We start from the raw sequence: 14243 nt of genomic DNA on the forward strand, positions 1-14243 counted from the left end.
ATATGGAAATCAATATAAGACCGGGCGTGGCATCTGACGCTCCATTTGCAACACCGTTAATTTTAAGTGCCGCGGAGTCACTGTTAAACGCTATTTTTGGACATGCTAAAAACAAAACGGCGTTGGGTTATTTAGCCCATGCATGGCAACTCGGTGGCGGGCAGTACGGATTTGAAAACCATTGGGTGGCAGAAAAAGGCAATCAAATTTTAGGCTTAGTCACGGCGTGGCATAGTAAGCTTGGCACTGCATTTGATAGAGCTACCCTAGACAGTATAACGTCGTACTTTACCCTAGATGAAGCGATTACCGTTGTAATGCGAAATCAAACAGTGGCAGTGAATCTAACCCCTCCTAGCAATACCGAATTAATGATTGGTCACTTGGCTGTGTCAGATGGCGGCAAGCGCCAAGGTATTGGCCGTTCATTAGTTAACGCTATGCAAGCAAAAGCAACTGAACTACAAAAACGTCACATTGTGTTAGACGTAGAAGTATCGAATATCGCTGCTATCCGGTTTTATCAATCTTTAGGCTTTAGTGAAGAAGCGATTAACAAAGGGTTCATTCGGTTTTATCGAAGCGTATAACACGCGCTTTTATAAGCGAGATATTAATTACACTAGTTGATGCAAAGAGAGCCTTTTTAAAGGCTCTCACTGTTTTAAGCAATTGCAATCCAGTGCGCTTTTTATCAGTGTGCTTATTAATCAGGGTAGCGGCCATTATCATCTGCCAAGAAAAACGGCATAGAATACCAATAGAAACGACCTGCCATGCTTTTCGACGGTGCGGTGCAGTTTACTCTTGAGCGGCCAACGGGCAGCGTGCTCTCTATGGCAAAGCTTACCTTTTCTCCATCCACATGCGTTTTTATATTCTTACCAGAGTAGAAGCAGTTCACTTGGTTTAGGCTAACATCTTCTTCATCTACGGTGAGTGTTATCGTGTCAGATAGGGTATTGCTGCGCACTCGTGGCTCAGCATGGGTAGTGTGTACCACCGGCATAGCAAGACTGTTTAACTTGGTTTTTAAGGTTTTGAGGTTAGCGTAAGGGCCCGCAGCTGGGAAGCGAGGTAAGGCAAGAAGATTACTGGTTTCACCTACGGCACCAGAGTGTTGGCCAAAGCCCACATAGCCGTTTTCTTCAAGCTTTGCTGCCAGCGCTAAATTATATTCTCCAAATGGATAGGCAAGGTATTTAAGGCTGACCCCCAGCTCACTGTCTATTTTCTTTTCTGCAGCTTCAACATTCTCAAACACACGCTCAAGCCAGTTCTCATCGGTAAACTCATAATTAAGCATGTGCAGGTGATCTAGGGTGTGATTTGCAAAAATAACGCCTTCATCCTGCATCCTCTTAACTTCTTCCCAAGTAAGCTGTTGCGGTGCTACGCCAATTTCATTTGGATTAATAAATACCGTGTAGGAGAAGCCTAATTTCTTCAGAATTGGGTGAGCATTTTCTAAAATATTGGCATAACCATCGTCAAAGGTAATAGCCACAGCATCTTTTGGCAGTGGCTTACCTTCTACAATGGCATTAACAATGTCGGTAAGGGGCAACACCGTGTGATTGTTGGCTATGTACTCCATGTGCGACGTGAAAGTATCCGGTGTCACACTGGTGCTCGAGGGCGTTTGTGTGGAAACATGATGATAGAGCAATATGGCCGCATTGGTCATTTGAGTTGACGAGGCTGCTTTCTCAGGCGTTTTGTCTTTTATGAAGCTGCCCTTTGAGAAACTGTCTTTTATAGCGCTAGTGCTTTGCTCTGTCTTAGTTTCAGATGCTGTAGAGTCAGTGGGTAAATGGGCAGATGCAAAGACGCAGTGAAATGACAGCAGCGTGAAAAGTGCAATGCAGGCACGCAGACCACCGAGTGCTGTGAATGAGGATTTACGCTCTCTGTTCAGCGTTATTAGCATGGTACACTTCTCCTTATTGAACCTAATTTCAGTCTATGTTTGAGAGCCTTGATGTCAATTGCCACCAAACAGCCAAAACCGTTATGGTTTGATCATACACGTTTGCTTGCGCTTGCGCTGCCCATGATCTTGGCCAATATTACCACACCGCTTCTTGGTTTAGTCGATACCGCGGTACTCGGTCATATGCAAATACCTGCAATGCTAGCAGGGGCATCTATCGGTGCACTTATTCTTACTCAAATTTACTGGGTTTGTGGCTTTTTACGTATGTCTTCCACAGGCTTAAGTGCACAAGCGAAAGGAAGCGAAGCCCCTAAAGTGGAGTCTGCCAAAGTACTGTGGCAGACCATTGCTTTTTCTTGCATCCTCGGTCTTATTATTTTGCTACTACAGCAGCCCATACTGCATGCTGGCTTAGCGTTAACTCAGCCAAATGACAGCGTGGCTAGCTACCTAAATGCGTATTTTAGTACTCGGGTTTGGGGCGCTCCTGCAGCCATGCTTAATTTAGTGTTAATAGGCTGGCTGGTGGGGCAGCAAAAAACCAAGCAGGTAATGATTATTCAAATAATCGGTAATTTGCTTAATGCTGGATTAGATATCGCTTTTGTTTACGGGCTTGGCTTTTCTGTGGCCGGTGTCGCCCTTGCAAGTGTCATTGCTGAGTACAGCATGATGGCGATGGCACTTTATCTTGCCCTTAATCAAGTGAAGGGCGTGCATATCGCGCGAGCGTGGTTCAACCGCGCGGCGCGCAGAGTGTTAATGAAGCTCAATGGGGATATGTTAATTCGCAATTTGGCATTACAAGGCTGCTTAGCATTTTTAACTATTCAAGGGGCGCGGTATGGCGAAACATCAGCCGCCGTTAACGCTATTTTAATGCAGTTCTTCGTACTGATTGCGTTAGGGCTAGATGGCATCGCCTACGGTGTTGAAGCTCTTATCGGCGAGGCAAAAGGGGCGAAAGACGCTGATGAAATTAAGCGAAGAACCTATCAAGGGCTATTTTGGTCTTCCTTGTTTGCCATTGCCTATAGCGTGGTTTTCTATGCTTTTGGCGACGGGATTATCCGTTTGCTGACGGAACATATCGACATCGTTGACGCTGCGCTACCCTACCTCCCTCTAATGGTGCTACTGCCCATATTGGCTCACTGGTGCTTTTTATTTGACGGCGTATTTGTGGGGCTAACAAGAGCATCGTCCATGCGCAATACTATGGTCATTAGTGCACTTGGCGTGTATTTTCCAATATGGTTTTTTACTCAGCAAGCGGGCAATACAAGTTTGTGGTACGCACTTATTGCCTTTCTGTTTGCAAGAGGCATAACGTTAGGGGCAAGCTTTTATCGATTAGCAGCTAACGACACATTGTGTGAAAGTAATTTACGCCCTAACAACAAATGAGATGTGCGCAGTAAGCGCATGCTCACTGCGCCTAAGTCATTAGCGCGCTACTTTTTAATGATATGGGTGGCGCAAAGTTTGTTACCCGTCGGATCACGCAAGTAAGCAAGATATAGCTGGCGGTCGTCATTACCACGTATGCCCGGTGGGTCTTCACACACCACGCCACCGTTTTCGCTACCTACCTTAAACCATTCATCAACTAATTCTGGCGAGCTCGCTGCTAAGCCTATTGTAGAGCCGTTGCCGTGAGTCGCTTCTTCGCCATTAATGGGCTTTGTCAGTGCTAATATCCCTTTTGGCGTGAAATAGAATAAGCGACCGTGCTCATCATAAACGCCGGCGTCATAACCAAAAACGGCTAACGTGGCATCGTAAAACTTTTTAGATGCGTCTAGGTCGTTTGCACCTATCATTAAATGGCTAAACATGGTGTATCCTTTTTTATTATCAAAAATTAAGCGATGAGCAGCTAAGCTATCTGAAAGCCGTTTATCGAAATAAATTTATCGAAACTAAGCTATCAGAAACCAAGCTATCAGAAACTAATCTATCAAAGCTAAGGCTGTTAAAACTAAAAGCCCCCAATAACAGGGTTATTACAGTATTATTCTAGAGCACGTCTATACATCAACGGCAAAGTCGACGGCTGCCTCAGCGTGTATTGCAGTTGTATCGTAAAGGCGAATTGCTGTGTGATTTTGTTGTACTAGCAATGCAATTTCAGTGCAGCCAAGAATTACGCCCTCTGCGCCTTCAGACGCAAGTCCGTCGATAATGTTAATATACGCTTTACGAGATTCAGTGCAAATCACGCCCTTGCATAATTGTGCATAAATGACGTTGTGAATAATGTCTCGCTCATGTGGCGGTGGAACAACCACATCAATACCAAAATTCGTTCTTAAGCGTTCGGTATAAAAAGTCTGTTCCATGGTGAATTTTGTGCCAAGCAAACCTACCTTTTTCACGCTATCGTTAACGAGCACTTCGCCAGTTGCGTCTACAATATGTAATAAAGGAATGGATAGGTTGCTTGCCACTTCATCAGCGACTTTGTGCATTGTATTGGTACAAATGACAATGGCGTCTGCGCCAGCAGTAGTTAGCGCCTTAGCTTCAGCGTGCAGCAATGTCGCCATTTCAGGCCATGCCTGAGCGCGTTGCAAACGCTCTATCTCAGCAAAGTCTACACTGCTAAGCAGAATTTTAGCACTGTGAAAGCCGCCTAGTTTTTCGTTTACAGCGCGGTTTATCATCTGATAATAGCTCACTGTCGATTCCCAGCTCATGCCGCCAATAAGGCCTAACTTTTTCATTGTTTAATATTTAAATGTGAACGGGTAGTTATTAAGTACATTGCAACGTACTGCAAAGCAATGCAAGTGCCAAGAATGCAAGCGCGAAGCCCCTATGATAAGGAAAGTAAGAGAGAAGAGGTAGACAAAGGAAATGAGAAAGATGAGGGGAAGTTCGATACTTAAGTCTGCAAAGCCCTAACCCTCAGGTGGCCGTTTTGCATTTTTTAAAGAAGCAAAGCGCTGCAAAAAAATGCCCATATAACCCCACATAGAATAAGCAAAGCCACATAGCAATACCACTAGAGAAACATAGTGAAGGACAATATGGATATCACTGATGGAAAAAAGAAGCACAACGCCAGCAACGAAAATAGCGAGACCTATTTTAAATCGCTGCCAGCTTGTGTGAATATCTGGTGTGGGTATCAAGTGTTACACCTGCGCCAGATTTAGTAGTAAGAGTGCTCGCCAGCTTCGTGCTCTGTGGCATCGCGTACGCCATTTAACTCACCAGCGAATTGTTCAAGCATTTGCTTTTCAATGCCGTCTTTCAACGTAACATCTACCATTGAGCAACCGTTGCATCCACCGCCAAATTGAAGAATAGCGAAGCCATCATCAGTAATTTCTGTCAGTACAACCTGTCCGCCGTGATTGGCTAACTGAGGATTGATTTCTGACTCAATCATGTAATTAATACGCTCAACAAGAGGCGCGTCATCGGCCACTTTTCTCGCCTTGGCGTTAGGTGCCTTCAACGTAAGCTGTGAGCCCATTTGATCGGTTACATAATCAATTTCAGCTTCTTCAAGATACGGCGCACTGTCTTCGTCAACAACGGCGTCAAAACCATTAAACTCTAGCTTAGTGTCAGTGTCCTCTACGGCATCTGGCGGGCAATAAGACACGCCACATTCAGCCGACGAGGTGCCTGGGTTTACGACGAATACACGAATATTCGTGCCAGACTCTTGTTTACTCAGCAGTTTTGCGAAGTGAGACTGGGCTTCTTCTGATATAGTTATCATCGGCAAGTCCTATAGTATTCAAAAAGTGTTCAAAATTTGGTGCATTGTACCAAATTTACCTGACTAAAACAGTCAAGTATTAATTAAAAATTTAGAACATGTTGATATTTAAAACCTTACTTTCAACATGCCATTATGAAACAACAAGACGGGGAAGCGCTATGCTAGCGAATCTGTATAACACCGCCAAAAAAACACACCTTCGACGGATAACCGCGCTATTGATAGGCTCGCTTGTGTGCATGTCTGCAAGCGCATCAACAATTACCATCGAGCCTGATAAAGGCGGAATGCCTGTACAGGCCTATTTACCTAAAACGGTAACTTACGACCCCGCCATTCCTACACCTGAGTCGGTTTTAGGGGCTCATCTTGGCGAGTGGCATGTACGTCATGATCAGTTGGTCAATTACATGTACATGCTGGCACAAAAATCTGACCGTATAACCATTGAGGAAACCGGACGTACCCACGAAAACCGCCCTCTTTTGCTTCTCACCATTACTGCGCCGTCAAATCGCGACAACCTTGATGCCATGCGAGATGCACACATCAAAGTGTTAGATAAAGGAAATTCTCCCTCAAGCGATGCCCCCCTTGTTTTCTACATGGGCTACAGCATTCATGGAAACGAGCCATCAGGTGCGAATGCATCTCTTGCCCTCGCTTATTATCTTGCAGCGGGTCAAGGTGAAGAAATCGACGAGTTGTTAAATAACAATATTGTGCTGCTCGACCCGTCTTTCAACCCCGACGGACTGTCTCGTTTTGCTCAGTGGGCAAATATGCATAAGGGCAAACAGCTAGTTGCCGACAGTAATCATAGAGAGCACGACGAGGGCTGGCCTTCAGGCAGGACAAATCACTATTGGTTCGACTTAAACCGCGATTGGTTACTTTTGGCGCATCCGGAATCTCAAGCGCGAATTAAGCAATTTCACAAGTGGCGTCCCCACGTATTAACCGACTTCCATGAAATGGGAACCGACAGTACCTATTTCTTCCAACCCGGTGTACGCTCGCGCAAAAATCCGCTTACTCCTGACGAAAACGTGACGCTTACTGAAGCCATTGCAGAACATCATGCGGCGGCATTTGATGCCAAAGGACAGCTTTATTTTACCGAAGAAGCATTCGATGATTTTTATGCGGGGAAAGGCTCTACGTACCCAGACTTACATGGCAGCATTGGGATCCTTTTTGAGCAAGCGAGTTCGCGCGGTCACCTGCAGTCTTCTATTAACGGCGATCTGGCCTTCAGCGATACTATCGAAAATCAAATTACTACGTCGCTAAGTACGTTTAGAGGCGCAATCGCCAATAAAGCGGCCATACTTGATTACCAAGCGGGCTTTGTAAATAGCACAAAGGCGTTGGCAAAAGATGATGACACTTTCGGTTTTGTTGTAAGTGCATCAAACGATAGTGCGCGCTTTTTAGCGTTTACTAACCTACTGAACCAGCACGGTATCACCTATGATGTGATGACCAAAAACGCCACTATTAACGATGTGAGTTATAAAGCCAACAACGCTATTTTCGTACCGACGGCGCAGTCTCAATACCGCTTAGTAAAATCGATTTTTTCAACACAAACATCCTTTGAGAACAATACGTTTTACGATGTGTCTACATGGAACTTAGCGCTTGCGTTTAACCTTGATTATTCCCCAGTAGGAAAGAGTGATATGCGCGGGACAAAGCGCACAACTGCTGCACAATACGACGGAAGCTTAGCGGCATTAGCGCTTCCTGAGATAAACGGCGACGCCTATGCTTACGCATTTTCATGGCAGCCGTATTTTTCCCCAGCGTTACTACAATCGCTTTTAGAAGCAGGCGTTCAGGTGAGAAGCTCGGAGAAGAGTTTTGCAGCCGTGAAGTTTGACAACAGCGTGGTAGAGTTTCCGGCGGGCAGTATTGTTGTACCTACAGGCCTTGAGCAGCCTGCCAATATCGCAGCGATTATCGAGAGAGTATCGCAGCAAATGCAGGTGCCGGTGCATAGCTTAAAAAGCGGTTTAACACCTACAGGTAGTGACTTAGGCAGCCGCAGTATGGCGCCCATTAAAGAGCCGCGGGTTATTATTGTGGGCGGTGAAGGCACTCGTGAATACGATGTGGGTGAAATTTGGCATTATTTCGACACCAAAATTGGACTGTCAGCGAGTATTGTAGAGCAACAAAACTTGCTAAACGCATTGCGCGATAACAGCGTTACCTATACGCACATTATCTTCCCTAACGGTCGCTACGACTTTTCTGAAACACAAGGTCTAGAATTGAAGCGTTGGGTAGAGGCCGGTGGTGTTGCCATAGGTCAAAAGTCTGCGTTACGTTACTTTGCTGATAACAACTGGTTAGATATTGACGTTGTAAACCGCGATGTTGTGGATAATGCATATGATGAAAGCAGCCTTGCATACGGTGATGGTTCGGCGCTTTATGCTAAAAAGCTGATTGCCGGCGCAATTTACGAGGCCGATATTGATACCACTCATCCACTGTTTTACGGATACAGCAACGACACGCTGCCGCTATTTAAAACGAGCAACATGATAGTGAAAAATGAGTATTCACCGTTTACCACTCCGGCGCGTTACACCAAAGGCCCGCTAATGGCAGGGTTCAGTGATACAGCCATGGTTGCGCTATTAGCCGAAACGCCAGCGGTTATTGCAGAGAAGCTAGGACGCGGTGTTGTCATAGGGTTTACCGATAACACTCAGTTTAGAGGCTATTGGTATGGCACTAACAAGATGTTAGCAAATGCCATTTATCAGTCTCACTTCATCCGCTAATAGCGCTTAAGTGAGCAGTTAAATAAGCCGTTAAAATAAGCGGTTAAAAGAGCAATTTAAGACGTGGCGGGGTTAGCTTTTGTTAACGCCGTCATGTCTTTACAAATACCAGTCCTATGCGAACTGGTATAAGGTGCTTTTGGGCGGAGGGGTAAATGTCATCGCCCACACCTGAATCTTTACGTCAGGGAAGCGCTGTAGCAATAATTTGCTAAGTACGTCTACCGTTACGCCGGTTGTTACCACATCATCTACTATCGCAACAACAAACTCACTACTTTTGCTTGGTACAAACGTATTAATAGCACGTTGCGTTAATGCAAAAGCGTGTTCAGCATTCTTTTTCCTTTGTAATTTTGATAGCTGGTGCTGAGTGCTTGAACCTGTTCTTATGGCCCACTGATGCAGGCACGGAATACCTAAGCCCTTACCTATAAAATCGGCCATAACGCCGGCTTGATTGTAATGACGCTTAGCCAGTCGCCAAGCACTTATAGGTACTGGAAGGAGCAAATCAGGCACTGAAAGTGTGCAGTGTTGCTTTTTATCGACAAACCACTGACTTAACATCTTGCCTGCGACGAGAGAATGCATAAACTTAAACTGGTGAATTAAGGATGACATAGGCCACGTGTAAAGACCGAGAATGGACAATGAATGGTAGTGTCTATGGGTTACGTGGCGTCCCACTGGGCCAAATTCTAAAAGGTTGTTTCCGTGTATTTCCTCGTTGAAAAAAAAGAGGTCAGATTCACACCATTGACACACTGGCGTAGGACTTGCCTGATAACATAGTAGGCATGAAAGGTTCATCGAAGACTCCGCCAGTTTTTAAACGTATTTTGTTCAATGTGCTTTTTACTAAAGCGCTATTTATTAAAGTGCTATTCACCGTAAAAGGTTGGCCTTTTTCTATATTGTCTTTTTTCGCTCACGACACGACTCACGAACAAGAGGTGTAAAATGGAAAGTTTGCAGACAAACGACGCGCTTGTCACCCGTACTCATGGTACTGATCTCAACGATTCGAGAGTGGACCTAGTACTTCTTCACGGCTGGGGAATGAACAGCGGTGCTTTTTCTTCCTTTATTCCTTATTTGCAAGATCACTTTCGTGTTACCACCATCGACTTACCTGGCTTTGGTGAAAATGCACATCATCTTCCTGAGCCTTACACCGTAGAGGCCTTGGCGAATATGATTAGCGCACAACTGCCTAAGCATTGCGTACTCGCAGGCTGGTCTTTAGGTGGCTTGGTCGCGCAAAAAATAGCCATTGATGCACCGCAAAAATTATCTGGTCTTATTACAATAGCGTCGACGCCCCGCTTCAGTGCCGGACCTTGTTGGCCAGGCATTGCAGAAGACTTACTCACCATGTTTGAAGCCCAATTGGAAAAGAACTACAGGAAAACGTTAGAGCGTTTTCTTGCTATTCAGGCGATGGGAAGTGCGACGGCTAAAAACGATATTAAGACAATAAGAGAGCATGTTACCGAGTATCCTGAGCCAGCAGAAGAAGCATTGAAGCGCGGGCTTGGCATTCTTGCAAAAGAGGATTTGCGACAGATTGTTGGTCGTATATCGGTTCCAACACTGCGATTATATGGCCGGTTAGATAGCCTTGTTCCCACTGCGGGAATAGACCGGATTTGTGAGCTGCACCCTCAGGCCGATACTGTGGTGTTGCCCCATGCCTCCCATGCGCCGTTTATCTCACATCCACAGCAAACTGCTGACATATTAACGAGCTTCGCGGCCAATTTACAGCAGCAGAGGGCGTCGTAGTCGTTATCAAATTCGCGCTTGAGCCGCTTTAGGTAAAAGCGGCCGTACAAAAATTTACTACAGGTACAGAGACTTAGTGCGAAAGCCCCCGTGAGTACTTTATCTTTTCCTCTTATTGGTTAATAATTGCGCATGAGAGGTTAGGAGAAGTATATGTCTGATGTAAGTGGCGTCACACTCAATTCTGCGTTTTTTGCAGGACAATCCGGTTTGCAGCGTGCCAGCGATGGTATGACTCAGGCTGCGTCCAATATCGCCCAACAGACTGCAGGTCGCCAGCAAGAAGTAGGCGGTACATCACAGAGCGGCTCTTTAGCGAATTCATCACAAAAAGCGCCCGCTAATATTACCTCCGACCTTATCTCGCTCAACGTCAACAGTCTCAATGCACAAGCATCGGCAAAAGTACTTGATGTGGCAAATGATACGCTTGGCACCATTATCGATACATTAGCGTAGGGACACACCAGTGAATTTTGTAGCGCCTATTCTTACCGCTATAGCGTATCCCACTGCGAATACGAACACTGAGTCTGCCCGTCGAGATAACGTTCAGCGCGAAACCATTCCAAAAACCGGCGATGCAGAGCAAGGTGCGTCGCAAAAAGGCTTGGGTTCAGAGGCTGATAAGGCACGTAGCCCAGGTTTACCTCAACCTCCTGTCACCTACGACCGTCCACAAATTCAGACAGACCTTCAAGCTGCGTTTCAAAATGTGTTTGGTCAAGAAAAAGACAACGCGCAAGATGAAAGTGCGGGCAAAGAAGGCGCTGAGCAAGAACAAAGAAACCAGCAACAATCTGCACAGCCTGTACTAACGGAAGAAGACAAGCAGGAAATTGAGGATCTCAAAGCCAGAGACCAAGAAGTGCGTACCCACGAGCAAGCGCACGCTGCTACTGGCGGACAATATGCGGGTTCACCTCAGTACGAATATACGACCGGCCCAGACAATAAGCGTTATGTTACCGGCGGAGAGGTATCAATAGATATCTCAGAAGAGCCATCTGCCGAACAAACGTTGCGTAAAATGCAGCAAGTACGAGCAGCAGCATTAGCGCCAGCACAGCCTTCTTCTCAAGACTTGAAAGTCGCGGCGGAAGCTGCGCAAAAAGCGTTTGATGCCCGCAACGACATAGCAAAAGAAAACCGAGACACGTTACAGTCTAGTGGCGACGTTAGCGCTGCAGAGGGTGTTAATTCTGTCACAGGTTTTAGTGCCAATGGCGGTGTGAGTGAATCAGAGCCTAGCTCTCAAGGTATTAGCGCTCAAGGTATTGGCGCGTTAAACCCTAGCGAAATCACTATTCCCGCTATAGATGTGGCTCCACCGAGTATTGACGAAATTACAGATAGCGCAGGGGTGGATACCCCTACCAGACGTTTAGATGAAGCTTATTTTGCGTCTCAAGCACAGGCGTCTCAAGCACAGGCGTCAGAAGTTAAGTCGTTAGAGTCAGAAGAGAGCAGCGCCATGCAGGCACGCATAGGTCGCATTCAAAATCTCTACACTCAAGCTTACACACCATCCCGTGAAGGTCTTTCACTGCAAGCTTAATAGTTATCATAAAAAAAAGGGGCTTAGCGTTTTCGCTAAGCCCCTTTTTTACGTTACAGAATGTGCTTACTTACTTTTTCGCTTTCGCAAGTGCATCAGCAAAGGCGTTGCCCATTGCACTATTTTGCTGAGGCTTAGCATTGCGGTTTTGTCCGCCTCGCTGATTGCCCTTATGCGCATTTTGATTTGAACGTGGCCCTTTATCCTGCTTTGAGCGGCTGTCTCTGGCGTTATTAGCATCGCCGCGAGACTGGTTGGGTGTATCTTCAAGACGCATGGTAAAGGAAATGCGTTTGCGCGCTACGTCCACTTCCATCACCTTCACTTTTACAATGTCACCTGCTTTAACCACCTCGCGAGGGTCTGAGATAAACTTGTTGGTCAGCGCCGAAATATGCACTAGACCATCTTGGTGAACACCCACATCCACAAAAGCGCCAAAATTGGCTACATTACTCACCACGCCTTCAAGGATCATTCCCGGCTCTAAGTCGGTAATTTTTTCTACGCCTTCTTTAAATGAAGCCGTTTTAAATTCTGGACGAGGGTCGCGGCCTGGTTTTTCAAGCTCTTTAAATATGTCTTTAACGGTAGGAATACCAAAATCGTCATTAGTGAACGTCTCGGGCGATAAGCTTTTCAGCAATTCAGTATTGCCAATAATATCGTTTACCGCCACTGCTGCCGTATCCACAATTTTGTCTACCACAGGATACGCTTCAGGGTGCACTGAAGAAGCATCTAGCGGGTTACTTCCGTTGACAATGCGCAAAAAACCAGCGGCTTGTTCATAGGCTTTAGGGCCTAGGCGTTCAACGTCTAACAAGGCTTTACGGTTTGAAAATGCGCCCTTGCTGTCCCTAAGCTTCACAATATTGTGAGCCAGTGTCTTATTTAACCCCGACACATAACTAAGCAAGGCGGGTGATGCTGTATTTAAATCAACACCAACTGCATTCACACAATCTTCTATAACACGGTCTAGTGACTTTCCAAGCTGACTTTGACTGACATCATGCTGGTATTGGCCTACACCAATCGCTTTAGGCTCAATTTTTACCAGCTCGGCTAACGGGTCTTGTAACCGGCGAGCAATAGAGACCGCACCGCGTATAGAAACATCGAGGGTGGGCAGTTCTTTTGAAGCCAGTTCTGATGCTGAGTACACAGATGCACCGGCTTCGCTAACCATGATTTTTTGTGCGCTAAGGTCTGGGTTGTTTTTTAACACCTCACCAACCAGCTTGTCTGTCTCTCGCGAACCGGTTCCGTTGCCAATACTGATCAAGTCCACTTTGTACTGTTTGCACAAGGTGGTTAGCGTGCGGCTTGATTTATCCCACTGATTTTGCGGCGCATGAGGGAATATCGTATTCGACGCTAATACTTTTCCGGTGCTATCTACAATAGCGACCTTTACCCCAGTGCGTAAGCCTGGATCTAACCCCATTGTGGTTTTAGCACCCGCAGGGGCAGCCATTAACAGGTCGTTGAGGTTTTTGGCAAATACATCAATCGCCTCTTTTTCAGCGCGCTCTCTAAGGGCACTGAAAAGTTCGGTTTCCATATGAAGACCAATCTTTATCTTCCACGTCCACTGCACCACTTGCGCAAGAAAATCGTCGGCGGAACGTCCGCGATGGGTAATGGCGTAGTGTGAAGCAATAATATGCTCGCAATGAGACGGCCCTTTTTCATCTTGCTGTGGGTCTGCATCTATCTGAATGTGCAGTAAGCCTTCGTTACGGCCCCTGAACATAGCAAGCGCACGGTGTGAGGGCACCCCTTTGTATTTTTCGCTATGAGAAAAATAATCTTTATATTTTGCGGCATCTTTTTCTTTACCCGGCGCAAGAGTGCTTTTAAGGTGCGCGTTTTCGGTTAGGTAAAGACGGATTTTGCCAAGTAGCGCGGCGTCTTCAGCAAAGCGCTCCATCAGGATAAAGCGAGCGCCTTCTAAAGCAGCTTTGGTGTCGGCAACGCCTTTTTCTCCATCCACATACTGGTTTGCTGCTTCTTCGATGTTGGTGTCGGGCTTGTTAAATAACAAATCAGCTAATGGCGATAAGCCTGCTTCAATCGCAATCTGTCCTTTGGTGCGACGGCGAGGTTTAAACGGCAGGTATAAGTCTTCAAGGGTGGTTTTGCTATCGGCATTGCCAATATTGGCTTTTAACTCGTCGGTAAGTTTACCTTGCTCATCTATCGAGCGAAGGATCACGTCGCGGCGCTCTTCAAGTTCGCGCAAATAGGTGAGTCGCTGTTCTAAATTTCTCAATTGCGTATCGTCGAGCCCTTCTGTGGCCTCTTTTCTGTAACGAGCAATAAAAGGAACAGTCGCTCCTCCATCGAGAAGTTTTACCGCTGCGTTGACTTGCGACGCTTGTACTGAAAGTTCTTCAGCAATTTTATTGATAATCATAT

At 46.1% G+C, this 14243-nt stretch carries 12 protein-coding genes; 6 read left to right on the forward strand and 6 right to left on the reverse strand.

What is annotated here, in order from left to right; genetic code table 11:
* The first annotated feature begins 2 nt into the window (after window positions 1-2).
* A complete protein-coding gene (locus JV36_RS0111935; protein ID WP_032095296.1) occupies window positions 3-590 on the forward strand; it encodes a GNAT family N-acetyltransferase in 588 nt (195 codons plus the stop codon).
* A 116-nt stretch (window positions 591-706) separates the two neighbouring features.
* On the opposite strand, the gene JV36_RS0111940 is transcribed toward JV36_RS0111935, so the two are convergent.
* A complete protein-coding gene (locus JV36_RS0111940) occupies window positions 707-1930 on the reverse strand; it encodes a polysaccharide deacetylase family protein (RefSeq protein WP_052010089.1) in 1224 nt (407 codons plus the stop codon).
* Window positions 1931-1981: 51 nt separating this feature from the next.
* On the opposite strand from JV36_RS0111940, the gene JV36_RS0111945 reads away from it, so the two are divergent.
* On the forward strand, window positions 1982-3343 hold the full coding sequence (locus tag JV36_RS0111945) for an MATE family efflux transporter (RefSeq protein ID WP_032095297.1): 1362 nt from the start codon (window positions 1982-1984) through the stop codon (window positions 3341-3343).
* 47 nt (window positions 3344-3390) lie between these two features.
* Here the strand turns inward: JV36_RS0111945 and JV36_RS0111950 are convergent, their stop codons facing one another.
* The 3 genes from JV36_RS0111950 to nfuA form a co-directional block, all read right to left on the reverse strand.
* On the reverse strand, window positions 3391-3774 hold the full coding sequence (locus tag JV36_RS0111950) for a VOC family protein (protein ID WP_032095298.1): 384 nt from the start codon (window positions 3772-3774) through the stop codon (window positions 3391-3393).
* A gap of 192 nt (window positions 3775-3966) precedes the next feature.
* Window positions 3967-4662 (reverse strand): aspartate/glutamate racemase family protein, encoded by a 696-nt coding sequence (locus tag JV36_RS0111955; protein WP_032095299.1) that lies wholly within the window; start codon window positions 4660-4662, stop codon window positions 3967-3969.
* 431 nt (window positions 4663-5093) lie between these two features.
* Window positions 5094-5672: a Fe-S biogenesis protein NfuA gene (nfuA, locus tag JV36_RS0111965; RefSeq protein WP_032095300.1), complete on the reverse strand. Its 579-nt coding sequence runs from the start codon at window positions 5670-5672 to the stop codon at window positions 5094-5096.
* A 161-nt stretch (window positions 5673-5833) separates the two neighbouring features.
* Here nfuA and JV36_RS0111970 point away from each other — a divergent pair, with 161 nt between their 5' ends.
* Window positions 5834-8473 carry a M14 metallopeptidase family protein gene (locus tag JV36_RS0111970; RefSeq protein WP_032095301.1) on the forward strand — a complete coding sequence of 880 codons (2640 nt, stop codon included), beginning with the start codon at window positions 5834-5836 and terminating at the stop codon, window positions 8471-8473.
* Window positions 8474-8587: 114 nt separating this feature from the next.
* Here JV36_RS0111970 and JV36_RS0111975 read toward each other — a convergent pair whose 3' ends face one another.
* Window positions 8588-9097, reverse strand: coding sequence for a ComF family protein (locus JV36_RS0111975; protein WP_235207831.1), 510 nt, complete (start codon window positions 9095-9097; stop codon window positions 8588-8590).
* Window positions 9098-9436: 339 nt separating this feature from the next.
* Here JV36_RS0111975 and bioH point away from each other — a divergent pair, with 339 nt between their 5' ends.
* From bioH to JV36_RS0111990, 3 genes are all read left to right on the forward strand, one after another.
* Window positions 9437-10261, forward strand: coding sequence for a pimeloyl-ACP methyl ester esterase BioH (bioH, locus tag JV36_RS0111980; protein WP_032095303.1), 825 nt, complete (start codon window positions 9437-9439; stop codon window positions 10259-10261).
* A 153-nt stretch (window positions 10262-10414) separates the two neighbouring features.
* Window positions 10415-10720: a hypothetical protein gene (locus JV36_RS0111985; protein WP_032095304.1), complete on the forward strand. Its 306-nt coding sequence runs from the start codon at window positions 10415-10417 to the stop codon at window positions 10718-10720.
* 10 nt (window positions 10721-10730) lie between these two features.
* Complete coding sequence (locus JV36_RS0111990; protein WP_032095305.1) at window positions 10731-11819, forward strand: putative metalloprotease CJM1_0395 family protein; 1089 nt, start codon at window positions 10731-10733, stop codon at window positions 11817-11819.
* Window positions 11820-11889: 70 nt separating this feature from the next.
* On the opposite strand, the gene JV36_RS0111995 is transcribed toward JV36_RS0111990, so the two are convergent.
* A complete protein-coding gene (locus JV36_RS0111995) occupies window positions 11890-14241 on the reverse strand; it encodes a Tex family protein (protein ID WP_032095306.1) in 2352 nt (783 codons plus the stop codon).
* Window positions 14242-14243: the final 2 nt, after the last annotated feature.

This window comes from Alteromonas sp. LOR, assembly GCF_000753865.1.
Lineage (GTDB): Bacteria > Pseudomonadota > Gammaproteobacteria > Enterobacterales > Alteromonadaceae > Alteromonas.

Coding starts and splice junctions, on each gene's coding strand:
- JV36_RS0111935 (WP_032095296.1), top strand. CDS start 3: ATGGAAATCAATATAAGACCGGGCGTGGCATCTGACGCTCCATTTGCA.
- JV36_RS0111985 (WP_032095304.1), top strand. CDS start 10,415: ATGTCTGATGTAAGTGGCGTCACACTCAATTCTGCGTTTTTTGCAGGA.
- JV36_RS0111955 (WP_032095299.1), bottom strand. CDS start 4,662: ATGAAAAAGTTAGGCCTTATTGGCGGCATGAGCTGGGAATCGACAGTG.
- JV36_RS0111970 (WP_032095301.1), top strand. CDS start 5,834: ATGCTAGCGAATCTGTATAACACCGCCAAAAAAACACACCTTCGACGG.
- bioH (WP_032095303.1), top strand. CDS start 9,437: ATGGAAAGTTTGCAGACAAACGACGCGCTTGTCACCCGTACTCATGGT.
- JV36_RS0111950 (WP_032095298.1), bottom strand. CDS start 3,774: ATGTTTAGCCATTTAATGATAGGTGCAAACGACCTAGACGCATCTAAA.
- JV36_RS0111940 (WP_052010089.1), bottom strand. CDS start 1,930: ATGCTAATAACGCTGAACAGAGAGCGTAAATCCTCATTCACAGCACTC.
- JV36_RS0111975 (WP_235207831.1), bottom strand. CDS start 9,097: ATGTCATCCTTAATTCACCAGTTTAAGTTTATGCATTCTCTCGTCGCA.
- nfuA (WP_032095300.1), bottom strand. CDS start 5,672: ATGATAACTATATCAGAAGAAGCCCAGTCTCACTTCGCAAAACTGCTG.
- JV36_RS0111995 (WP_032095306.1), bottom strand. CDS start 14,241: ATGATTATCAATAAAATTGCTGAAGAACTTTCAGTACAAGCGTCGCAA.
- JV36_RS0111945 (WP_032095297.1), top strand. CDS start 1,982: ATGTCAATTGCCACCAAACAGCCAAAACCGTTATGGTTTGATCATACA.